The sequence below is a fragment of the Vibrio satsumensis genome, from assembly GCF_050337435.1.
GTDB lineage: Bacteria > Pseudomonadota > Gammaproteobacteria > Enterobacterales > Vibrionaceae > Vibrio > Vibrio satsumensis.
Genome location: NZ_JAKJSX010000005.1, coordinates 286,674 through 308,301 on the forward strand (window position 1 = coordinate 286,674; position 21,628 = coordinate 308,301).

Annotated in this window: 18 protein-coding genes and 1 pseudogene; 5 read left to right on the forward strand and 14 right to left on the reverse strand. The window is 44.4% G+C overall.

Annotated features, from left to right (window positions below):
• Window positions 1–33: 33 nt before the first annotated feature.
• On the forward strand, window positions 34–807 hold the full coding sequence (locus tag L4C44_RS07110) for a hypothetical protein (protein ID WP_428804702.1): 774 nt from the start codon (window positions 34–36) through the stop codon (window positions 805–807).
• 4 nt (window positions 808–811) lie between these two features.
• Here the strand turns inward: L4C44_RS07110 and L4C44_RS07115 are convergent.
• The 5 genes and pseudogenes from L4C44_RS07115 to L4C44_RS07135 form a co-directional block, all read right to left on the reverse strand.
• Window positions 812–1,027 (reverse strand): annotated as a pseudogene (locus tag L4C44_RS07115) (HNH endonuclease); the annotation flags it as partial.
• A gap of 522 nt (window positions 1,028–1,549) precedes the next feature.
• Window positions 1,550–2,593 (reverse strand): GMP reductase, encoded by a 1,044-nt coding sequence (locus L4C44_RS07120; protein WP_048659894.1) that lies wholly within the window; start codon window positions 2,591–2,593, stop codon window positions 1,550–1,552.
• Between the two features lie 867 nt (window positions 2,594–3,460).
• Window positions 3,461–3,898: a PAS domain-containing protein gene (locus L4C44_RS07125; protein WP_048606084.1), complete on the reverse strand. Its 438-nt coding sequence runs from the start codon at window positions 3,896–3,898 to the stop codon at window positions 3,461–3,463.
• Between the two features lies 1 nt (window position 3,899).
• Window positions 3,900–4,904: a response regulator gene (locus tag L4C44_RS07130; protein ID WP_428804703.1), complete on the reverse strand. Its 1,005-nt coding sequence runs from the start codon at window positions 4,902–4,904 to the stop codon at window positions 3,900–3,902.
• Window positions 4,905–5,207: 303 nt separating this feature from the next.
• Entirely contained in the window at window positions 5,208–5,453 is a 246-nt protein-coding gene (locus L4C44_RS07135) for a hypothetical protein (protein WP_017630837.1), read from the reverse strand.
• A gap of 211 nt (window positions 5,454–5,664) precedes the next feature.
• On the opposite strand from L4C44_RS07135, the gene L4C44_RS07140 reads away from it, so the two are divergent.
• Complete coding sequence (locus L4C44_RS07140; RefSeq protein WP_146490833.1) at window positions 5,665–6,102, forward strand: Spy/CpxP family protein refolding chaperone; 438 nt, start codon at window positions 5,665–5,667, stop codon at window positions 6,100–6,102.
• 423 nt (window positions 6,103–6,525) lie between these two features.
• On the opposite strand, the gene L4C44_RS07145 is transcribed toward L4C44_RS07140, so the two are convergent.
• Window positions 6,526–7,878, reverse strand: coding sequence for an MATE family efflux transporter (locus tag L4C44_RS07145; protein WP_428804704.1), 1,353 nt, complete (start codon window positions 7,876–7,878; stop codon window positions 6,526–6,528).
• A 100-nt stretch (window positions 7,879–7,978) separates the two neighbouring features.
• On the opposite strand from L4C44_RS07145, the gene L4C44_RS07150 reads away from it, so the two are divergent.
• On the forward strand, window positions 7,979–8,977 hold the full coding sequence (locus L4C44_RS07150; protein ID WP_065207065.1) for a LysR family transcriptional regulator: 999 nt from the start codon (window positions 7,979–7,981) through the stop codon (window positions 8,975–8,977).
• 86 nt (window positions 8,978–9,063) lie between these two features.
• Here L4C44_RS07150 and L4C44_RS07155 read toward each other — a convergent pair whose 3' ends face one another.
• The gene (locus L4C44_RS07155) at window positions 9,064–10,464 is read right to left on the reverse strand and encodes an alpha-amylase family protein (RefSeq protein WP_428804705.1); all 1,401 of its coding nucleotides are present in this window, start codon (window positions 10,462–10,464) and stop codon (window positions 9,064–9,066) included.
• A gap of 267 nt (window positions 10,465–10,731) precedes the next feature.
• Here L4C44_RS07155 and L4C44_RS07160 point away from each other — a divergent pair, with 267 nt between their 5' ends.
• Window positions 10,732–11,631 carry a DMT family transporter gene (locus L4C44_RS07160; RefSeq protein ID WP_285953708.1) on the forward strand — a complete coding sequence of 300 codons (900 nt, stop codon included), beginning with the start codon at window positions 10,732–10,734 and terminating at the stop codon, window positions 11,629–11,631.
• Window positions 11,632–11,744: 113 nt separating this feature from the next.
• Here L4C44_RS07160 and L4C44_RS07165 read toward each other — a convergent pair whose 3' ends face one another.
• Complete coding sequence (locus L4C44_RS07165) at window positions 11,745–12,167, reverse strand: VOC family protein (RefSeq protein WP_146490838.1); 423 nt, start codon at window positions 12,165–12,167, stop codon at window positions 11,745–11,747.
• 398 nt (window positions 12,168–12,565) lie between these two features.
• Between L4C44_RS07165 and L4C44_RS07170 the strand changes: the two genes are divergently transcribed.
• Window positions 12,566–13,186, forward strand: coding sequence for a heme-binding beta-barrel domain-containing protein (locus tag L4C44_RS07170; RefSeq protein ID WP_428804706.1), 621 nt, complete (start codon window positions 12,566–12,568; stop codon window positions 13,184–13,186).
• A 136-nt stretch (window positions 13,187–13,322) separates the two neighbouring features.
• Here the strand turns inward: L4C44_RS07170 and fecE are convergent, their stop codons facing one another.
• The 6 genes from fecE to L4C44_RS07200 form a co-directional block, all read right to left on the reverse strand.
• Window positions 13,323–14,087, reverse strand: a complete 765-nt coding sequence (gene fecE, locus L4C44_RS07175) for a Fe(3+) dicitrate ABC transporter ATP-binding protein FecE (RefSeq protein ID WP_285953710.1) — start codon at window positions 14,085–14,087, stop codon at window positions 13,323–13,325.
• 2 nt (window positions 14,088–14,089) lie between these two features.
• Window positions 14,090–15,061: a FecCD family ABC transporter permease gene (locus tag L4C44_RS07180; RefSeq protein ID WP_239718849.1), complete on the reverse strand. Its 972-nt coding sequence runs from the start codon at window positions 15,059–15,061 to the stop codon at window positions 14,090–14,092.
• The gene (locus tag L4C44_RS07185) at window positions 15,061–16,095 is read right to left on the reverse strand and encodes a FecCD family ABC transporter permease (RefSeq protein WP_428804707.1); all 1,035 of its coding nucleotides are present in this window, start codon (window positions 16,093–16,095) and stop codon (window positions 15,061–15,063) included. The genes L4C44_RS07180 and L4C44_RS07185 overlap by 1 nt, the downstream gene beginning before the upstream one ends.
• Window positions 16,092–17,069 (reverse strand): Fe(3+) dicitrate ABC transporter substrate-binding protein, encoded by a 978-nt coding sequence (locus L4C44_RS07190; protein WP_428804708.1) that lies wholly within the window; start codon window positions 17,067–17,069, stop codon window positions 16,092–16,094. The genes L4C44_RS07185 and L4C44_RS07190 overlap by 4 nt, the downstream gene beginning before the upstream one ends.
• An 87-nt stretch (window positions 17,070–17,156) precedes the next feature.
• Window positions 17,157–19,286 (reverse strand): TonB-dependent receptor family protein, encoded by a 2,130-nt coding sequence (locus tag L4C44_RS07195; RefSeq protein WP_428804709.1) that lies wholly within the window; start codon window positions 19,284–19,286, stop codon window positions 17,157–17,159.
• Between the two features lie 202 nt (window positions 19,287–19,488).
• The gene (locus L4C44_RS07200) at window positions 19,489–21,525 is read right to left on the reverse strand and encodes a TonB-dependent receptor (protein ID WP_428804710.1); all 2,037 of its coding nucleotides are present in this window, start codon (window positions 21,523–21,525) and stop codon (window positions 19,489–19,491) included.
• Between the last annotated feature and the right edge of the window lie 103 nt (window positions 21,526–21,628).

Genomic DNA, 21,628 nt, shown 5'->3' on the forward strand with positions numbered 1-21,628 from the left:
AATCGAGGCTTATCCACAACGAGAGAAAAACTAATGAGTCCAATTGATAAAATTGTTGAAAGCGACTTTACTACTTCCAGCAAAGGTTTATTGACACTATTCATTATTGGCGTTATTAAGCTCGTTATTGGTATCGAATTTACTAGTAGTACGATATCCATTCCTTGGTTGCCCACAGTAGAGTTTACCTCACTAGACAATATTATATTTTTGTACTGGTGCTTAGTTGGCTATGCCATTTTCCGATATTCACTTCACCACTTACCATCTTATCGAAAATTAAAACTCGAAGCTTTAGCTGAAGCTTTAAAACCAGGAAACATTGGAAACGACTTCGTTCAAGAGTATATATTCCCTGGGGCAAAAATATACTCCTGCGATATAGAAACTCCTACGCCCGAAGGTAACAAACCTAAGATTAGAATAGACATTCGTGACAGTGATGGTGGTCTTGCAAGTCGATTTGAGTTCGTTTATTCACTCACGTATAAATTACAATATATTGAAGGTACAATTAATCCGGAATTTAACTCTACCGAAATAGACGCCTTTGGTGAAAAAGTAATTAGCTTCTGGGGGTTATTTAACTATGTTGATGAGGATGGATATGATACGTATAAAACTCAGGTAATACGTAATCCAATTGCTTTGATTCGTCTCAAACTTTTCACATTTATACATTACGTTAAAATATTGTTTTCCGATTTAAGAGTGTTTGATCTCTCTTTCCCAATAATTTTAAACCTTGGTTTGTTCTTTTATTGGTTACCTAAACTAGAAAATTTGATACTGCCATCTTTCCGTTAAGTCCCTAATAACCATTAATCCTACGTTGGTACTCTGGCAACTCAATAGATTGTTCATGCTTAACGTTTAAGCTCACTCTCTCAATACCAAAAATCGATGGATCGCAGGCAATGCTAAAGCTGCCTCTATCAAAAAGAACATGATGATTGGGACATAAACATATTATATTGTTCAGTGAATCTGGACCGTTGTATGGGCGCATTACAGGCTTGATATGTGCTCCCTTTGCATAATACCCTTCCTTTACTTGTAGAGCTTTACACTACATACTTGGCATTGATACTGATACACTTCAAGAGCGATAATTCTGGCTCGAACAAATCACACAACGACGTGAGAACTATACTTCCGTTGTTTATCATCTTCCTTAGCTGACCTTTCACCATACTTAAGTTGCTTTGTATATTTTCTAGTCTTCTAGATACGAAACGTCATATTTATGGCCACTGAAACCTTTCTCTTCCTAAGGGAAGGTTAGAAAACATAACCCGCCTCAACACAACCCAAACATATCGTTTTTCCCACCTTGTTCAAGGCCTTTGAGCTGATGGTGCCTTGGTTCTCCACCGAACAATAAAATATATAACTTGCGGCCTCGATACGTCCCCACTACATAGTGGTCTGTTTTGTATGACGCACTCGACTTCGATTAAGTCAAAACACGATTTTGTAATATCCCCCAAACAAAAAAGAGCCGCTAAAAAGCGGCTCTTGATTTTCAAACTATTCGAATTCGTTCAGATTACTCTTTACCGAATACGTTGTTCTCTTGCTCTTGTACACGGATGAAAGTCGTACGCTTAGTTAGCTCTTTAAGCTTTGCTGCGCCTACGTATGTACAAGTTGAACGTACACCGCCAAGGATGTCAGAAATTGTGTTGTGAACAGAGCCACGGAACGGAAGAAGTACAGTTTTACCTTCTGCAGCACGGTACTTAGCAACACCACCTGAGTGCTTGTCCATAGCCGACTGAGAAGACATGCCATAGAACTTCATGTATTGCTTACCGTCTTGCTCTACAACTTCACCGCCTGACTCAGAGTGACCAGCTAGCATGCCGCCTAGCATTACGAAGTCAGCACCGCCGCCGAATGCTTTAGATACGTCACCCGCACATGAACAACCACCGTCACCGATGATCATGCCGCCAAGGCCGTGTGCCGCGTCGCCACACTCGATGATTGCAGAAAGTTGAGGGTAACCTACACCTGTTTTAACACGAGTAGTACAAACTGAACCAGGGCCGATACCAACCTTAACGATGTCTGCGCCCGCTAGGATTAGCTCTTCAACCATGTCACCTGTTACAACGTTACCAGCAGAGATAACTTTGTTCGGGAATTCTGCACGTACTTTTTGTACGTACTCAACTAGGTGCTCTGAGTAGCCGTTAGCGATATCAATACAGATAAATACGAAGTCTTCGCTAAGCGCCATGATTTGCTTAGTTTTCTCAAACTCAGCTTCAGATGTACCTGTTGATACAAATACGTTGTTCAGTGTTTTCTTGTCTGCTGTTTTAGCGAACTCAGCCCACTGCTCTACTGTGTAGTGCTTGTGTACTGCAGTCATAACACCGTGCTCTGCTAGAGCAGCTGCCATTTCAAAGCTTGCTACCGAATCCATGTTAGCTGCAATTACTGGAGTACCAGACCATTGACGACCGCTATGCTTGAATGTAAAATCGCGGGTTAATTCAACTTGAGAACGGCTTTTAAGGGTAGAACGCTTCGGACGGAAGAGTACATCTTTGAAACCTAACTTAAGTTCTTGTTCGATACGCATGGTGTTTTCCTTGATTCATAAAATTATGTGTCTCTCGCGAAATGCGTAGTAAAACCGTTGGCAGACGAGTTTACTTTTCTTCGGACACAAAAAAACCGGAGCGTTGGCAGACGCTCCGGTTTTCAGCATTATAGGTCGTGATTTAGTAACAGCAAGTCTGATATTTCATTTTTTTTTATGCTATCCTCTCAAAGATTCCATATCTAGTAAAATCTCCTAAGTAACACTTCCCCACTAAATTCTTACTAATTAATAACTTAGCTAACCAATTACGCAAACGCTGTCGGTTTATTGCGCAATCGTTTTCCTTCCCTTTTCAAACAATATCGACTTCATTAAGCAAATATGTGAAGAAAGTGCCTCGAGATCACATAAAAATCACACTTTTCTCCAACAAAAAAATGCCTTTTTTCTTAAATAAATTCGATTTTTTTCCAAATTTTTTCTGTTTTCGTCCAAATTCGACAAACTCATGGTGCGGTTGGTTAGCATCAACTAGGAAAAGTAGAGTGATAAAGACTCAATCTAGAGACAAAGATTCACTTGGGTTTGATAATTCAACCTTCACACTCCATTAAATCCACCTTTTCAGCTTGTACTTTATAAATCTAATTTCTATTAACCCGTAGCATTGCGGTTCTAAAAGCACGTTTCGTCGCCGCCCTTTCGTTCTTGCAACCTGGAACATTCAGCAATATTCGCTCAGAAAAAGAGGATTGGTTGACTTGAAAAACTGAGGAAAAGATAAGATTTGAAGAATAGAAAGCAAAAAAATGGCTAAGGTGATAAACCTTAGCCTTTTTTATTCGCTGATTAGACTGATTCTAATACACGCGCAGGAAAGCGTTGTTTAGCGAATAGAACGATCTAGTTCTTTTGAGAGACTAACGCTTCTGCAGTCGCATCTTGAATAGACAGGAATAATGAGGTGACTTGTCCTGTTGGCGAACGCATCGGGTTTAGTGTCACGTTCTGGTACATAAAGTCGGCTTGTTGAGTTACAGGGCGAACATTACGGCACTTAAACAGATAAGGCCTTTGTTGCCATGTAATGAAGCTGCGACAACCTAAATCGTAAACCGGCTTAGTCTTAAGCCTAAACCACTCTTCAGGAATTTCAGGGAACAGTTCAAAGATAGACTTACCAATAGCATCATGCGATTGCTTACCGCTATGGTGCGTCATGAAGCCATTCCAAACTTGTACCTGAAAGTCACGGTTGATAACCACCAGCCCCATATCGACGTTTTGAACCATATCCACCATCCAGTGGAACTGTTCAAATTCAGCAGGAAGATTCAGCATATTAAAACTCCTCCATTAGGTAGGCCAATTTGTTGTCTAGAAGAGGCAAAGACTCATCAACAAACATAAACAGAAGGTCACAACGGATGGAAGTGCCATCGATGTTGTAGCTGACTTCGAAAGTCATGGTCTTTTTGAACGAGCCGCTGGTATTTTCGATGACCGAATCGATCGAGATATGTTGCCCAAGCAGAACAGGCGAACTCTGGAAGAAACGAACTTCTGATTGCTCCCCTAACCCATTAAGGAATGAGCCAACGAGAATATTCGATACATCCATCAACAACTCTAGTTCTTCTAGCTGCTCGCTTTCGGTTGGCACCTTCATGAGCTTCTTAAGGTCGCTTACGCTAGAGTCACTCAGTAATACTAGTGCTTCACCTGCGATGCCTTCTCCGCTGAAGCCTTGGCAAACACCCGACACTTGGTCGTTGTCGGCTAGGTCACGAAGTGCCATGTGCAATTCACTCACTTCGAAGATATTCACGTTTGGTAATGGTAAATGAACGAACACATTAAAGTGACGAGCCAGTGCATCAGCTGCACGGCCTATCGCCACGTTCGCGACTTCCATATAAATATCGCGACGGCGCAGTATTGGGAGTTCTAAAGGTGAAGGCGTAATCAGTTGAGGCTGTTTTGGCGGCTCAACATGCTCACGTAAAATCGCTTTTAACGCTTCTTTATCGATCGGTTTTTGCAAAAACGCTTTGGCACCAAGGTCCATGACCTTCTGTTGCGCTTTTGGTTGGATATCACCAGAAACAACCACAACAGGAGTGGTGTCACCTAAACGTTGCATCTCTTCCAATGTGCCATAGCCATCTAATTCCGGCATGGTGAGGTCGAGGAACATCAGTTTGAACTGGCTTTGAGCTAACTCTTCAAGTGCATTAAGCCCATGAACAGCAAAAGTTATATCTGCATTTAGAGAACTAGGCAGTGATCGAGCCATCTGCTTCCTTGCTAACGCAGAATCATCACATATAAGAACTGGGAATGACATAAATGCACCACTGACAAATTAAAGCTAATTCAAACGAGTGTAACAGAACATTATGGTATCAGGTACGGGGTGAATGGATTTATGTGCAGATTATTAGTAAGAATGATGAAACAATTGGGTAAGCTATTATTTCGTATTATTCTTCATGAAAAACAATATGCTACAAAGGAAATAGTCACTCCTTATTGTTCAGTAATAGGACTATTTTATTAAATAGCAGCCTTAATAAGCGGGTTTATTAAGGCTTGGTTTACTCATTCATTTTGGCTTTATGACCCATGATAAGAGAGATAGTGTGAAGAGCTAGAACTGATAGGTAGGCCATAAAATCAACAATGCGAAGCGGATGATCACGGCAAAAACCAACAACGCGATACCCAAACGGTACCATTTGTATTCCGCAATATTCATTGGGATACGCTTGTAGAACATAGTAATCACGCCTTTCCAATCGCTACTGCGTCTTCCGTACTGCATCATGCTCGTCAAAACAAACAGTGCGCCAAGCACCAACATCCCTTTTTCAGCCCAGAACAATCCAACTTCCATTTGTGTATTCCTTGATAAAACGGTGAGCAACTTCAGTCATTCTAGTCACCTTTTAGCTCGGTTTCTGTAAGACCAAGGTCTAAGTCGTTCCGTGCCTAGATGAATGTAACTAAATGAAAGCACGAGCTCTGCGAATTAAACTGAACGACATGTTCATATCGAGTTCAGCTTCGCCATCTATACTCAGGTTTCCACTAACAGGAGAAACTCAATGAAATCACTGAAAAAGTCACTTTGTGTATTAACTGCTTCAGCTCTACTTGTTACCGCTCCGTTTGTGAGTGCATCATCACCACAACAGCCGCCACAACCAGCAGTGAGCCCACTGCAAATGGTTATCGCTTCTTTAAACCTAAGTGAAGCACAACATGCGGAAGTCATCTCACTTATTGAAGACTATCAGTCTGATAGAACACAGATTGACATGGATAGTGCGATAGAACTCAAGAAGAAACAGATCAGCCTTGTGACTCAACCTGATTTCAATGAAGCCGAGATGGAAAAGATCATCGACACTGTTCAAGCAACCGAGAAGTCGATGGTGATGCAAGAAATGCGTCTAAAGAACAACATCTATAACGTATTAACTGAAGAACAAAAAGAGCAATTTAAGACCATGATGAAGTCAGCGCTCTCTGGCGGAAAGTAGTTGGGTAGAGAGTAATTTGGTAGAGAATAGCCTGGTAATAAGTCATCTAGTAGAAACTGGCGGCCCCTAATCCTGAGATTGATTCACTCCCCCAAAAATTTATTAGGGCGTGTTGATCTTTCGAGCTGATTTTTGCAGCGAGTTGCTGGGTATTTATACAAGGCAGAGGCTTTGATGTGTAGCTAGCCTACATGAGAAGCCGATAACGCAGTAGAAATGACCAGTAAACGCTGCCCGGAGGGTTCGGCTAAAAGCGTTTTACTCTTTGTTGAGGGGGATTTGCTTAGAATGACTAGGCTACTTCTCCCTCGCCGCGATTAAAACGCTTTTATCTCGAACAAAATTTAACCACGAAAGATCAACACGCCCTAGATAAACAAAAGCCACAGACTTTGCTGTGGCTTTTTTGCGTTTCAGTAAAGCTTAAGAGTAAGCTGAACAATCTAAGTCTGGTGTCTTACTGCTCTTGTTAAGAACGACCATCAAATGAATAAGCAGCAGAATACCTGTCACACCTAAGCCAACGCCGATCCCGCCCCAGATCCCTGCTAGCTCGAATTTCGGCATCAAGTACCAAGCAGCAGGCAGGCCAAACATCCAGTAACCAATGGCTGTCATCACGGTTGGCATAGAGACAATCTTCATCCCTCTTAGCAGGTTAATCGCCAACAATTGCCAAGCATCAACAATAAAGCACAACGCCACTACCCAGATAACAGAAGCCAATAGCGATGTCATAGCGCCAGTACCGTCGTCTAACTTAAAGATAGAAGCGATCATTTCAGGCCATATGATGAACACAGCAGACAAGGCCACGCTCAACACCGACACCAAGATAAAGCTGAGAATCGAGGTTCTTTTGATCCCTTCGTAGTTACCCGCACCAAAATCACGCCCCACCAAAATCGCCGCAGCTTGTGAGAAACCGAAATTGAAGTTCCAAGTAAAGCTTAAGCATTGCAGTAAGATTTGGTGCAGCGCCAGAGAAGCAATACTGATCGTCCCCGCCATCAAAGTGCCACCATAAATCAAGCCGTGCTCAAGTAACGCCGCCAAGCCGATAGGTAAACCCATCAACAACAAAGGGCTCATCAGCTTGATGGAGTACTCTTCGGTATTTAGCCAAGGAGCAAACTGTTTGAACTCGTCGCGTTTGAACACCCAAACCGTGTATCCAACCATCACGATAAATGCAGCAATAGCCGTCCCTATACCTAAGCCTGTTAAACCCATATCTAATTGGAAGGTTAGGAAGTAGCTCACTGGTACATTCAAAATCACGGTGATAATCGACATCACGAGAATTGAGCGCACATTACCAAACGCACTGGTTAAGCCACGCAGTACCAACAAGATAAGCGAAGGCAGCATCACCCATTTCAAGGCATGCACATATTCCATCGCTAAGGTGATCACTTCTGGCGGCTGTTTTGCTGCTTCCAATACCAACGGAGCAAACCAGAAGCTGGCCATTAAGGTCACACTGAGCACGAATGCCAGCATGGTTGCGCCTTTCACCGCCAATCTAATTTGCGTGTTACCAAACTCTGGACGAGCTACGCGCTGACCATAAGCGATCGCGATCAGGTTCGCGACACAACCCACGGTGCTGCTCGCAATAATGAAGATGAAAAAGTAGATAGAGGCGCCTAAGCCACCAGCCGCAAGGGCTGACACACTGATACGCGACATCATCCAAACATCAGTAAGGACTAACGCCATAGAGATCAGCTGTGAAATGATCAAAGGGAATGCGAGAGTGAGTATTTTTTTCATGAGCGCCTCAGGTAATTTCGCCCAAAATACGATCGATGGGGCTGGCGTTCAATTGATAAATTTGCGAATCTAACATTCCATAAACTCATGCGAACGAATTATGACCCCATATCCTAGCTTGCCATCCTCACATAATGGCTTCAAAGCCTTTGAAGCTGCAGCAAGGCTGATGAGCTTTACTCTGGCTGCCGAAGAGCTGCATGTGACACAAAGTGCAATCAGCCGACAGATCAAACAGCTTGAAGATGAGTTAAACGCATCACTGGTTATTCGTAAGCATCGAGCCATTGAATTAACGGTACAAGGTCATGATTTGTATGTGGCTTTGCGTGAAAGCTACGGCAATATCGAAGCTGTCATTGCCTCTTGGAGTGAGCCCAAGCAGAAACGTATTGTGATCAAAGCGACCCTGAGTTTCGCGACGCGAGTATTGATCTCTAAAGTGCGGGAATTAAACGAGCGTTATCAAGATCATGAGATCGTCATTGTTCCTGTGATTGAGGAAGACGAATCGATTAATAGTAGCGAATATGACCTATTGATCTTCCACACGCGCTTCAAAAAGCGCTATGACAAAGCACCTGACATCACCTTCTTGCGTGAAGAGTTTATGGCACCGGTCTGCTCGACTAGCTTAACTAATTCTGCCAATTTAACTAATTCGACCAACTTAACGAATAAAGACACCGACCTCGATTCGATCTTAACCTTGCCAAGGCTGCATCCAACCTTAGATCACCACGACTGGAAAGTGTGGTTGGCCGATGTTGAATTCCCACCAAAGAAACCCGTCAGAAATACCAGTTTCTTGTCTTTAGATATGGCGCTCAGTGCCTGTTTATCCGGTGAAGGCGTGACGGTCACAGATCTATTGCTAGTACAACAAGAGCTCCAACGAGGCTTCTTGTACTGCCCTAAGAATGCAAAGATCCAACACAGTGCTTGGACTTACTTTATGCACCAGCGTACTCACACGCCTATCATCAATGACCTTATTGAATGGCTTAGGGAAGAGACAGCAAAAGAGATCGAGTTGCTGAAATCATTAGCTCACCAGAATCATTGGTTTGGTGTTATTAGCGATCATCAGCAACGGTAAGCCGTAAGCCCAAATACAACTAAGCCGCAGAACTTGCTGCGGCTTATGCTTTCTACCAGTCGTTTATTGCTTTTATTTAGTGAGCATTAAAGCTTAAACATACGCGCACTGCGTGGTGGTAGATTGAAGATATGGTAGCGAGAAGAAATGGTTTCTGTCGCGCTGCTTAATACGTCTTTGTATTGAACATTCCAGTTAAACTCATGTTGGTAGGTATCAACCGTCACGCCACGGGTTTCACCACACTTGTTAATACCAACAACGCCTTCTTTGCCACGCTTAAACAGCAAAGTACATTGGTCGCTGGAAATCATCGTCATCGATTTACCTTGCATCGCGTTATGGAAGCTCAACATATTCTTCATATTTGAGCTATTCCAAACATTGCCCCAACGACCGTTATCCTTATCTTCAGAATCAGGAAGGTCATCACTGTAGATCAACGGCGTACCGCCATCTTTGCCAAGGATGTAAGCGTAAGCAAGCTGCTCGTCTTGTGGATCCATAATTTGGTAACGGAAACCGTCATTGGTTGGAATATCATGTGTGATCGCAAAAGTAATTGAGCGATTATCATCCAATGCTTGGCCGTAGGCTTTAGGATCATGCAGCTGATTTAAGCCACCGCCCATTGAGAATGCCGAGCGAATCGACGCAAACAGCGGGAAATCGTACGCGGAATGATTAGTATTATTCAGGTAAGGTGCCAAGAACGACTCATAGCCGCTGTTCCCTGCTCCACCACTGGTGATGACTTCACCAAACACATGCATGTTCGCTGTGATTTCAGACGTAAACACTTGATCGATTTGGTATTGGCTCATGTGTTTTACGGCATCAATACGAAAGCCTTTGACTCCCATATCTTTTAGCGCTTTCAGATATAAACGTTGCTGTGAAACCACCCAGTTATTCGGATCAAGGTCAGGTAAACCTACATCGCCATCGGCACCACACAAACGCCAGTACTGAACGTGACCAGGATCGTTCCAATCTGAAATACAACCTGCGGCATGGAAATCGTTAGCCGAGACAAAACCTTGCGCTAAATTGCCAAACAGAGTCTGGTCAGCGTAGTAGCTTGAACGGCTCGCATAATCGTTTAGGACTTCTGTGCCAGGGTAATCCAAGTCACTTCGCTTCCAGCTTTCATTCGCCATATGATTGAGCACCACATCGGCATACACATCAACACCCACACCTTTAAGTGCGGCAATCATTGCGGCTAAATCTTGTTTGTTGCCGAGAGGTGAATCAATGGCACGAAGGTCTTGAGGTTGGTAACGCGCCCACCATTGGCTGCCGCTCGATTTCATTGCAGGTGCCACAAGCACTTTCTTATAGCCAGCTTGAGCAATTTGATTAGCGTTGGTAGTCACATCTGAATACTTCCAGTTGAATGCGTGCAAGATGGTGTCTGCATAAGTAGCTGAACTGAAAGAGCAAAGTGCGAACGTGGATATGAGTAGGGTATTGATTGGTTTCATAGAACATATCTCTTATTATAAATTCACGAGAATGATATGACTAAGAACGACAATTAAAACGACCGATAAATCAGAGTTGAATTAGCGTCACCTTCTGTTGATGTTGATTTTATAAAATTGTGTTATGGCCGATATTATGTGGGATAAAAACGAATCGATCTGAAATGAGAATTAATTGAATCAAGTTGACTAGAACAAGACAAAGACTTTGGTCGGCTCTTCTAAACTAAGTTATGATTCCTGTTCCCTCAACCGATTGATATTTTTATGCCCTCTTTCTCTTTTTCAATGATCCCTGTTGGGGTTCGATTCATGATCCTCTCCGCTTTTGGATTCGCACTGATGTCTGCATGTGTGAAATACATCAGCAACTACGGCATACCTGTATTCGAAATTGTTGCAGCAAGGGCTTTGGTGTCTTTGATCATCAGTTATATCGACGTTAAGCGAAAAGGCATTTCGATCTGGGGAAATAACAAACCTTTGTTGTTTGTTCGAGGCGCAGTTGGCACAGCAGCCTTAATGTGTGTTTACTACGCTGTGACCACCTTGCCATTAGCAGAAGCGACCATTCTACAATATGTTCACCCTGTATTTACCGCCCTACTTGGTGTGCTATTTCTGAAAGAACGAGTCCAAAAATCGACCATGATCTGCATTGCGTTCTGCCTAGCGGGACTATTAGTAATGGTACAGCCAAGCATGAACAGTGGCGCGAGCAGCGAGTTACCGCTATTTAGCATAATGGTGGCATTATGTGGCGCATTTGGTAGCTCAATTGCTTATGTGATTGTGAGAAAGCTTAGCCAAACGGAAGACAGCTCAGTCATCATCTTCTACTTCCCACTGGTTGCTCTACCAATCTCAACTGCCCTTATCTGGAACGACTTTGTGTGGCCAAGTCTATTCCTTACCGTGATGCTGGTTCTGGTCGGAATTTTCACACAGATAGGCCAATACGGTTTGACCAAAGCGATGCAAACCCAAGCTGCAGGCAAGGCTTCGGCTTACTCATACGTTCAAATCGTATTCTCAGCGCTATTAGGCGTGTGGATCTTCAATGAGATTCCATCAGTTTGGACTTACCTAGGTGGTGGCCTAATCGTAACAGGCGCGCTAATCAATGTGTTTGGTAAACAACTGTTGGTGCCGTTTAAAACTAAGTAAACACCAGCTAAAAGAGCTCAATATCAGTTAGCCAATCAGCGATCAAATAGATCTAAAAAGGGCATTGCGGAATATTCCACAATGCCCTTTTTGGTGATTTCTACCCAAAGGCTCTACTCGCTTGTAGCATTACGCAGTTTGGGATCATCGCTAAGGTATTCAACGAACTCGATTTCAAAGCCTGCCGGATCCACAAAGTAGACATTCTTTCGATAAGGCTCTTCAGCGCCGGGTTTGGCAATTGGAAAGCCCGCATCAATAAGACGTTGAGTGACACTTTCAATATTGTGGGTCACATAAGCGAAGTGTGCGAGGCCAACAGAGTGCCCAGCCAAATCTCTATTTTCACCTTCGCCGTGATCACTCAACGCAATATATTGATATTCATCGCCAAAATGCAGCCAATTGCGTGGTTTACCCGACCATTCGCCTTTTCCTTCATCACGGACATACCAATGAGGGAACGCCGCTTTATAGAAAGTCAGCATTTCTGGGATGTCTTTTACCACTAAATTCACATGTTCAAGTTGGATCATTCTTCTCTCCTTAAAGTATTCTCGTAAGCAACGTTGCATATCCTAATACCTCAAGTTAAGTTGAGGTAAAGCACTAATTTGCATTTATTTCGAGAACGTCTTTAGAGCCCAAATTGTCGTATTTTCTGCGATACAAACTTTAAGTTTAGACGACCTAATCTAATGTGACTGAACTCAACCTCAAGAGTCAGCAAACCCTTGATGTATGACAGAGATTAGACGAACCAACCACTGCTTCTTGCTCAATATATACACATATTAATATCCCCTTATTGACTGATACATCAAGTTACAATTCGATTTCATATTAGCCAACAACACTGATCTGGGTTAATAAACGAGTCTCACAATAACCTTACTTTCATTGCGGTCAGATAATTAATAAAAAGGAAGTTAAAGTGAAAAAATTATTAGCACTTGGTATCGCAGCAGCAATCTCGGCTCCAGCAATAGCCGATCACAGCACAATCAATGGTATGGATTTTGGTCCATTAGCAAAGTTAGTCGGCACATGGAAATCAGTCGAAACTGGTGGCGTTGATATTTCTCCAGGTCAAGAAGGCACAGAAGTGGGGGCAGGTGGCCCCGCGGTCACACCATTTTATGAAGTGATGACGTTTGAGGTTGCGGCAGATGCAACCAATGCCAGCGATCAATATCTGGTTGCTCTGTACTATAAGCAAGAAGTATTCAGAAAGGCCGACGACTCTAAATTCCACGATCAACGTGGTTACTTCATCTACGACCAAAAAAATCAGGTCGTCTACAACTCTTATTGCGTACCACGCACCACATGTGTCACAGCAGAAGGCCCTGCTGGCGATACAATGACGTTAGTCGCGTCTAAACGTGGTATCGCTGAGTCTGAATACATGACGGACAACGCAACCACCACAGGCTTCACGATGAACATTAGCATTTCAGACGATACGCTAACGTACTCTCAAACAACAGGCTTAGAGATCTACGACAACGCATTTGCTCATACAGATTCGAGCACTCTAGTTAAAGTGAAGTAAAACTAAAAAAACGCCTTTCGCAGCTGTGAAAGGCGTTGTTGATTAAGTCAATCTCAAGAAAATGACAATCAGTATTTAGTTATTCTACAATCAAAAATCCTAACGAAGTTATCGAGATTTTAACCCTCGAAGGTGACTAAATCGCAACACACATTGGTGTATTTGAAATAGGGTCTCGAAACACGCTCGCTTTGAGATCAAACACCTTACTGAGCATAGTTTCGGTCATCACCTCATCAGGCGAGCCCTCTGCGATTAAGCACCCTTTTTCCAAAACCACTAAATGATCGCAGTAACGACTGGCTTGGTTAAGATCATGCAACACAACAACCACCGTTTTTCCTTTGGCATTCATCTGTTGCATCAGGTTCATTAATTCCACCTGGTGAGACATATCAAGGTATGTGGTCGGTTCATCCAACATCACTACGTCCGTATCTTGTGCAATTACCATCGCAATCCATGCTCTTTGACGCTGGCCACCAGACAGTGACTCAACAGGCTTATCAGCAAACTCGAGCACACCTGTATCTCGCATTGCTTGCTCGACAACCCTTTGATCGTCCTGTCCTAATCTTCCCCAATGAGAGACATAAGGCGAACGGCCATATTCGACCAGTTTTCTTACCGTGATCCCCTCAGGACTAACCAAGATTTGCGGAAGAAGTGACAACGAACGAGCGAGCGCTTTATCGCCATAGCTTGATAGCGGCTTGTCTTCAAACAACACCTCTCCAGCCACTGGCTTGTTAATTCTGACTAACGTCTTTAACAAGGTAGATTTACCGCACCCGTTAGGTCCTATCAATGCGGTGATTTTTCCCTTAGGGATAGAAACAGACAGGTTCGGTATGATCGTTTGTTTGCCGTACGCGACGGAAAGATTCTGCGTTTTAAGCATGGTTACCAACCTCGATAACGATAGAGAAGAAAGATGAAATATGGCGCGCCAATCACAGACGTGAGAACGCCTGCTGGCAATTCAATAGGTGGTTGTAGACCTCTGGCCAACCCATCAGCGCTGGTAACCAGAATTGCCCCTACCAGTGCAGATGCTGGGATTAACAACTTATGATTATGCCCAAACAACATGCGTGCTAAGTGAGGTGCCAATAAACCCACAAAACTGATCGTTCCAGCAACAGAAACACTAACACTGGCAAGCAAAACAGCGGCCATTAACGCAAGAGCCTGAATCTGTTTTGGCTTAGTACCCAATGTGGTCGCACTTTCCTCACCAAGCCCCATCACATCTAATCGCCAAGCAAGCCATAATGCCATGGGTAATAACAAGAGCAGTACGCTCCAAATAAACGGGACTTGCTGCCAATTTCGGCCCCAGAGACTGCCTGTTAGCCATACCATAGCCGTGTTTATCTCGATCGGATTGGTGACCAGCAAGAAGTCGATACAACTAGCCAGAAACGCACTCACCGCAATACCAATCAACGCCAATTTGGCAGGTGTTGGCCTTGACCACCATGCCAATAGTGCAATCAATCCAGCAGCGAAAATTCCACCGAACATCGCCACCAGCGGAAGCACACTGACTGGCGCATTAGGAAACCAAACTAAAATCGCTGTCGCGGCAAGCCCGGCACCTGCACTAATGCCCATAAGGTCTGGCGATGCCAAAGGGTTACGTATCACACCTTGTACCAATACCCCTGAAAGCCCTAACCCTGCGCCCACGCTTATCGCGAGCAACATACGTGGTAGTCGATACTGATGGATAACAAAGTCGTCGCTGGAAAGCGCGACCAAATGTTCGATGACTTGAGAAACAGAAAGCGAAGCTGCGCCGACAAACAAACCTGCGGATGCCACTAATATGAGAATCCCTGATAACAAAACTATCTTAGTGTGATGGTGCATTAAGATCTCCTCGTCGCAATCAAAATAAAACAAGGTGTTCCGAGCAAAGCAGTAATAACACCAACGGGGGTTTCAGTCGGGAAAGCAATCGCTCGCGACAGCGCATCTGACCAAGAGACTAATGCTGCGCCTGCCAATGCTGAAATAGGAATCAGTAAATGGTAATTGTGCCCAACCATAGGTCGAACCAAATGAGGCACTAACAAACCAACAAAGCCAATTGGCCCTGCGATAGCAACACTTGCTCCGGCAAGCAACACAATCGTCAATCCACTCACGAGGCGAGTAAGCCTGATATTACTGCCCAACCCAACTGCAACTTCTTCGCCAAGTGCAAGCAAATTGAGGTTACGAGCAAGGCTCATTGCCAACACCAAACCAATCACTGCAGGCGGCCAAAGTTGTTGCCATTGCCCATCATCCACACTAGACAGTGAACCCGTAAGCCAATGCAAGACGCTATAAGCCATATCGTCAGCAAGAATTAGCGCCGCTCGTGTCAGTCCAATCAATAACGCTGTAATAGCGATACCTGCGAGAACCAAACGTAACGGATGAGAACGTTCGGAGAAAAAACCACCGAGGAGCATCACGGCACCGCCGCTTAGCAATGCACCAAGAACCGCATTAAGGATTGGGTTTAGCTCACTGACCACAGGTATACCTATTGCAGCTAACGCCATAAAACAGGCTGCGCCAGCGTTAATGCCAAGAATCGACGGAGACGCGAGTGGGTTGCGCGTTAATCCCTGCATCAATAACCCAGCGACGGCCAAACTCGCACCAATAAACAACCCTGCGTAAGCTCTTGGCGCTCTGAGTGTCGCCAATATTTGATGAGTCATATTGTTTTCATCAAACGCAAACCAGTAGTGAATCAAGTCACTCAATGTTAAAGAGAAATTAGACCATCCGGTCATAGAGGCCGCGTAACCAGATAATGCCAAACACAACACTAATGCCGTAAATAATATGACTCGCCACGACAATATTGGCCAGAATCGCTGACTTTTAGAGAACAACATCGTACTCATGATGGATCCAAGATCTGCTCAAGATTTTTCGCCATTTGTTCTGCCGCTAACATGCCTCGATTCAATGACCAAAGTGCTGGTGACACTTCTACCACTTGCTGACTTTTTGCAGAGGTTAGTACATTGAATAACGGATTTTTCTGCCAATCATCAACAATATTTGGATGGGAGTAAGCGCCAAGGAGTAACCAATCCGGGTTGGTTTTCAACAACAACTCAAAGCTGGTTGGCAAATATGCCTTCTCTGTTGGTTTCACTATTGGGCTAGCAATACCTAATGTAGTGAGTACTCCTCCGGCATAAGATGCAGGGCTATGTAACCACATACCTTTGTCCGACACGACAGCAAATTGGACGGTTTTTTTAAGGGTAAAATGACTTTTGAAATCAGACATGACTTGCTGATGTTGCTGAATACGTTGCTCCATTGCCGCTTGCTTATTGAGCGCGATACCCACCTTGAGTGCTGATTCCAAATTCTCTTGATAAGTCTCACCGCGGCTTTTCAACAACAGAGTTGGCGCGATTCGTTGTAGATCTTGATAGACCGTACGATGGCGCTCAGCGTCGGCAATGATCAGATCGGGCTTTAATATCGCAATGGCTTCTAGGCTTGGCTGAGAGCGCATACCAACCGATTCCCATGGTTGAACCAATTCGCGTACCGCAGGAATCACTCGCGAAGCATCATTGTCATCAGCAACACCAACTGGAGAAACACCCACCGCAGCTAACGCATCTACAAATGAGAACTCCAACACCACAATACGTTGTGGGGTAGTCGCTATCTCAAACTGACCTTGCTCATCTTGTATGATCCTGGTTTGTGCTGAACTGGAGAGTGAGAACAAGCTTAGAATCAGCAAAGTTAAGGTTATCGCTATCCTGCTGAATAAACACTGCTTATTGAATGACAGCAGTCCGTTCGACAGCAGCAATGGATTCGAAAACAAAAGGCGAGAGCTGTTTTCCATATTTAATTTTCCTTAAACGCTAGAACCGTGAAAGTCGCCAAGAGTATTGGCGACTTTTATTCGTTATTACTTTCAATAAATTACGTATTAGAACTGATAATTCAGATCCAAAGTGTAAGAACGTCCTGGGGCTGGATAACGACCAACTGGACTGGTATCAATACCGCGGAAGTAATAGTCCTCATCAAACAAGTTGTTCACCGCAAGGTTCATGCGCAGCTTACTGTTTTCATCCTTGTACAAATCCGAACCTAGGTTAAAGTTCCAGACCATGTAGGCAGGCACTTTACCTGTCGCGCCCGTTGCATCTTCGGCACTTGTATTCGCATTGTCAGAGTAAGACTCGCTGAAGTAGTAACCAGACAAAGTCGTATCTACCTTGCTAAAGGCGTAAGTCGCATCCCAACTAAATTGATGTTTAGACGTATAAGGAAGTTGATTGCCCTTATTTGCACCCTCTTCCTCTAACGTTGCATCTAGGTAGTTATAGCCGGCGCCCAAACTCAAAGCTTGCATCGCTTGCGGCACGTAACGACCAGAGAGCTCAACACCTTGATGAAGGGTTTTACCAATGTTATCGAAAGTTTGGGTAGCACTTTGCCATTGCAGCTGATCTTCAAAATCAATGCGGTAAAGTGCGATGTTAAAGCTGGTTGAATCTTGGTTGTAGCGAGCACCCAACTCGTAGTTCCACGCTAGCTCACTGCCCTCTTCACCTTTACCACGGATGTAAGCAATTTGTGGTGCACGCAAAGATTTCTGTGCATTGGTGTAACCAACCCATTGCTCAGTCAGATGATATGCCACGGTTAAGCCCGGCAGCCATTCCGTCACTTTGTTGTCTGTGCTCTGTGCTGTACCCAGGTCATCAAACGTCATATCAATCGATTCGTAACGAATACCCGGCGTGACTTTCAATACGTCATTGAACAAGCCGATTTCATTGCTGATGTAACCAGCAAAAGCGTCAGTATCTAAGTGCCAGTCACGTGGGGTTGTTGTAGCACCACCAGCAATTGGCGTTTGAGTCAGCTTGTAATCAATATCTTCGTTAACATAGCGTGCACCCACAATGACGTTTTGCGTTACGGTATTTCCGTCAAAGTACATCGCGAGTTTAGGTTCAACACCATAAACAGCAAATTCACGTGGTGACGTGCGAATATCGGTTGATGGTAATGCAGGATCCGCCCAGTGGCCGCCCGCACTATTAAAGCCCCATTGGAAGAAACGCTCAGAGCGGTGACCAAATGTCAGTATCTCTAGCTCTGCACTATCGGCAATGTTCAAATCATGCAAATACTTTAGGCTCCAACGCGTCGATTTACCTTGGTATTCATCATATGGTCGCTTCGATTGGGTGCGATCATTCTTGTAACCTTCTGGCGATAAAGCACCCGGCATTTGCGTGTCTGCATCATAACGCTGCACGAAGGCTTGTAGCTCTTGAGTATCACTCAATAACCATTGCAGTTTCGCCTGGAAGTTTTTTACATCTGTGTCGGAGTGCTCACGGAAGCTTTCACCTTTTAAGAAGTTACCTTCCACTTGAAGTGCCAGCGTATCGGTTAACCAACCACCCGTTCGCAGGTAAAAGTCGTTGAGCGGCGTATCGCCATCCTCGAATACAGTAAAGCGATTACTGATTTCCGTTTGCCACTCATGTGGAATAGGCTTGGTCACCAAGTTGATCACACCACCGACGTTGTTTGGTCCGTACTGAACCGCCGCACCGCCTCGCACAATATCAATACGATCAAGCATCGACAGCGTTGCAGGGAAAATTGATTGTCCTGTGTGACCATACGGCGCCAGTGTCAGAGGAACACCATCCATGAGGAATTGAGCGTGCCCACTGCGACTCGCTTTCAAACCACGCACTGAGATGTTAGGCAAAACACCGGTGCCTGTTTCGTCTTGAACCTTAATGCCCGGTACACTTTGGAAGGCAGAGTCAATCGAGAGTGCGCCAGTCTTTTTAATTTGTTCATTAGTCAGAACAGTACGAGCTCCCGGATACTCTTTCACATCCTCAAGTTCTGAATTACCGATCAAGCTGCCCGTCACGACAACCGTTTCCATGGTCGTCGTTTGTGGATCTGACGCGGCAAATGCGCCCATGGAAGTCACTGAAGCGATGGCCATTGCAAGGGCACTTAGACGCAACTTTTGATGTGATTGAGTACAGGGTTTACCATCCAAATTCTGGTAAGGCATGAAAATCTCCTAAATAGGCAAGTTAGGATCAAAGACCATGTTTACGATTCGGCGCTTTGATCCTATGGGCTAAACGGCCTCAAAATGAAGCCAACTGTTCATTCATTCGTAGCGAATAAATCAATCGTTTTTAGAGTTAAAATAGCTCTTAGAAATGAGCTAACTCCTAGAACTGAACTAGCTCTTAGAACATAATTAGCTTTTAAAACTGATAGCCGTAACTGAGCATAAATTCGGCTGGCGCTCCGTAACCAATCTGGTTAGTACCAGACGTGCCGTTGGTTGCGCCCAGAATGTATTTCTCATTAAGCACGTTGTAAGCATTCGCTTGAACTTTGTGACGACCCGTGGTGTACGCTGCCATCAAGTCAACCGTGGTGTAGTCACCCAGAGCTACCGCTTCATCATTACCTGCGTAACGGTCGCCAACATATTTCACACCACCACCTAAACGCCAGTTGTCGTCTAGCTGGTAAGTACTCCAAAGTGAGAACAGGTGGTCAGACACATCATTTGGCTTTTTGCCTGTCTCTTTGTCTTCCGCATCGAGATAGCTATATCCAACCGAAATGTCCCACTGCTCTGTTATCTGACCGCGAGCTTCTAATTCAATACCTTGGTGACGAGCTTCGATCTTGTTAACAACGTCTCCGTCTATATTGGTTTCAGGTTGTTCTTGATCGATTTGGAAGACCGCGGCATTCAGCATCAAAGCGTTATCTAATAGGTAAGCTTTTGCGCCAATTTCTTTTAGATCGGTGTGGAAGAATTCTGCTAATTTAGGGTTGATGTAGATACCTGAGTAAGGCAATTGCCATGAACGAGCTAAGCTTGCGTACACGGACATATCGTTGTTGATTCGGTAGACCAAACCACCTCGGTAGCTCACTTTGTCATCGTCTAGATTCTCTTTTGCTGAGCCCGCTTTTTGCTGTTCAAGCTCCATCGAGTCGTAACGCACATTACCGATCACTGAAAGATCACCAAAGGTGTAAACGTCTTGAATGTAGACGCCAGTGGTCGTGGTCGTGTTATCACGGAAAGGTTTGAAACCCGGATCAGGTGTTGGACCTGCAACAGGATTATAGATATCTTTCGAAGGTAAGGTTTTGTCGCTTGCGAGAGTGAGATCGATATTAATCTGGTTGTAATCGGCACCAATCATCATTTGGTTAGAGTCCGTTTCCCAAACCAACTCAGACTGTAGTGTTGTCGTGGTACGAGGATCATAACCGAAGTTGTTCACGGTTTGAGATACTTGATCCCCTGTTACCGTGCCTTGACGCGTGCCTTTTTGTTCAAGTTCGATATGGTTGTATGCTGCGCGGTTTGTCCATGCCCATTCACTATTCAAAAGCCATTCATAATTAACGCCAACACGAATGCTGTCTGACTCTTGATAATCGTTGGTGCCACCGTAGAAAGTACTCTCTGAGACATCAACAGGTTTGCCATTTTTAGATGGAACACCACGATATGGCACCAACTCTTGGTGCGCATATTCAACATCGAGATCAATAATGTGTCCATCAGAAGGCATCACTCGAATTGTTGGCGCAATAAAGAAATCATTAGAGTCAACATGGTCTACATAGGAATCAGACTGTCGACTTTCCAAGTTGATACGACCACTGACCTTGTCAGTAAACGCCATCGAGCTGTCAACCTGACCCACAAACAAATTGTTGCTGCCAACACTGCCATTTACGTTGGTGAAGTTCTCACCGTTAGCACGCTTGGTGACCAAGTTGATGATACCGCCCGCTGAACCTCGGCCATAAAGTGCACCGGCTGGGCCTTTTACCACTTCGACACGTTCGATATTCGCTAAGCTTCGGTACGATTGCAGAGTCCCGTCATCACGCATACCATCACGGTACATGTCGTTGAGTGCATCAAAACCACGAATCACGAATTGGTCTCGGCTACCTTCACCGAGAGTATTGTTCACCCCTGCGACACCATCAAGTGCATCCACTAAACGCACCGCACCACGGTCTTCCATTTCTGTCTTTGTAACCACAGATACCGCTTGCGGTACATCTAACCACTCGACATCCGTTTTGGTTCCTGACTGAGGCATGTGCTCTGCATAACCTTCGTATTGATGGCCAATAATTTGCACTGTTTCATCTACAGTGACTTGTTCTTCCGCCACTGCAGTTGACACACCAGCCACCGCCGTTAAGGCTCCGCCAATTGCCAAAGCAAGAGGAGACAAGTTCAATCTCATGTTCATTTTCTAATTCCGTTTTAGTTTATAAAATTACATTATTGCGAATAAGAACAAATATCATTTATATTTGCAATATATATTTTTTGATCTATATTTGCCTAGCAAT

Bases quoted from the DNA above. Each gene is read 5' to 3' on its own strand.
- L4C44_RS07110 (WP_428804702.1), top strand. From the start codon at position 34: ATGAGTCCAATTGATAAAATTGTTGAAAGCGACTTTACTACTTCCAGC.
- L4C44_RS07120 (WP_048659894.1), bottom strand. From the start codon at position 2,593: ATGCGTATCGAACAAGAACTTAAGTTAGGTTTCAAAGATGTACTCTTC.
- L4C44_RS07125 (WP_048606084.1), bottom strand. From the start codon at position 3,898: ATGCTGAATCTTCCTGCTGAATTTGAACAGTTCCACTGGATGGTGGAT.
- L4C44_RS07130 (WP_428804703.1), bottom strand. From the start codon at position 4,904: ATGTCATTCCCAGTTCTTATATGTGATGATTCTGCGTTAGCAAGGAAG.
- L4C44_RS07135 (WP_017630837.1), bottom strand. From the start codon at position 5,453: ATGGAAGTTGGATTGTTCTGGGCTGAAAAAGGGATGTTGGTGCTTGGC.
- L4C44_RS07140 (WP_146490833.1), top strand. From the start codon at position 5,665: ATGAAATCACTGAAAAAGTCACTTTGTGTATTAACTGCTTCAGCTCTA.
- L4C44_RS07145 (WP_428804704.1), bottom strand. From the start codon at position 7,878: ATGAAAAAAATACTCACTCTCGCATTCCCTTTGATCATTTCACAGCTG.
- L4C44_RS07150 (WP_065207065.1), top strand. From the start codon at position 7,979: ATGACCCCATATCCTAGCTTGCCATCCTCACATAATGGCTTCAAAGCC.
- L4C44_RS07155 (WP_428804705.1), bottom strand. From the start codon at position 10,464: ATGAAACCAATCAATACCCTACTCATATCCACGTTCGCACTTTGCTCT.
- L4C44_RS07160 (WP_285953708.1), top strand. From the start codon at position 10,732: ATGCCCTCTTTCTCTTTTTCAATGATCCCTGTTGGGGTTCGATTCATG.
- L4C44_RS07165 (WP_146490838.1), bottom strand. From the start codon at position 12,167: ATGATCCAACTTGAACATGTGAATTTAGTGGTAAAAGACATCCCAGAA.
- fecE (WP_285953710.1), bottom strand. From the start codon at position 14,087: ATGCTTAAAACGCAGAATCTTTCCGTCGCGTACGGCAAACAAACGATC.
- L4C44_RS07180 (WP_239718849.1), bottom strand. From the start codon at position 15,061: ATGCACCATCACACTAAGATAGTTTTGTTATCAGGGATTCTCATATTA.
- L4C44_RS07185 (WP_428804707.1), bottom strand. From the start codon at position 16,095: ATGAGTACGATGTTGTTCTCTAAAAGTCAGCGATTCTGGCCAATATTG.
- L4C44_RS07190 (WP_428804708.1), bottom strand. From the start codon at position 17,069: ATGGAAAACAGCTCTCGCCTTTTGTTTTCGAATCCATTGCTGCTGTCG.
- L4C44_RS07195 (WP_428804709.1), bottom strand. From the start codon at position 19,286: ATGCCTTACCAGAATTTGGATGGTAAACCCTGTACTCAATCACATCAA.
- L4C44_RS07200 (WP_428804710.1), bottom strand. From the start codon at position 21,525: ATGAACATGAGATTGAACTTGTCTCCTCTTGCTTTGGCAATTGGCGGA.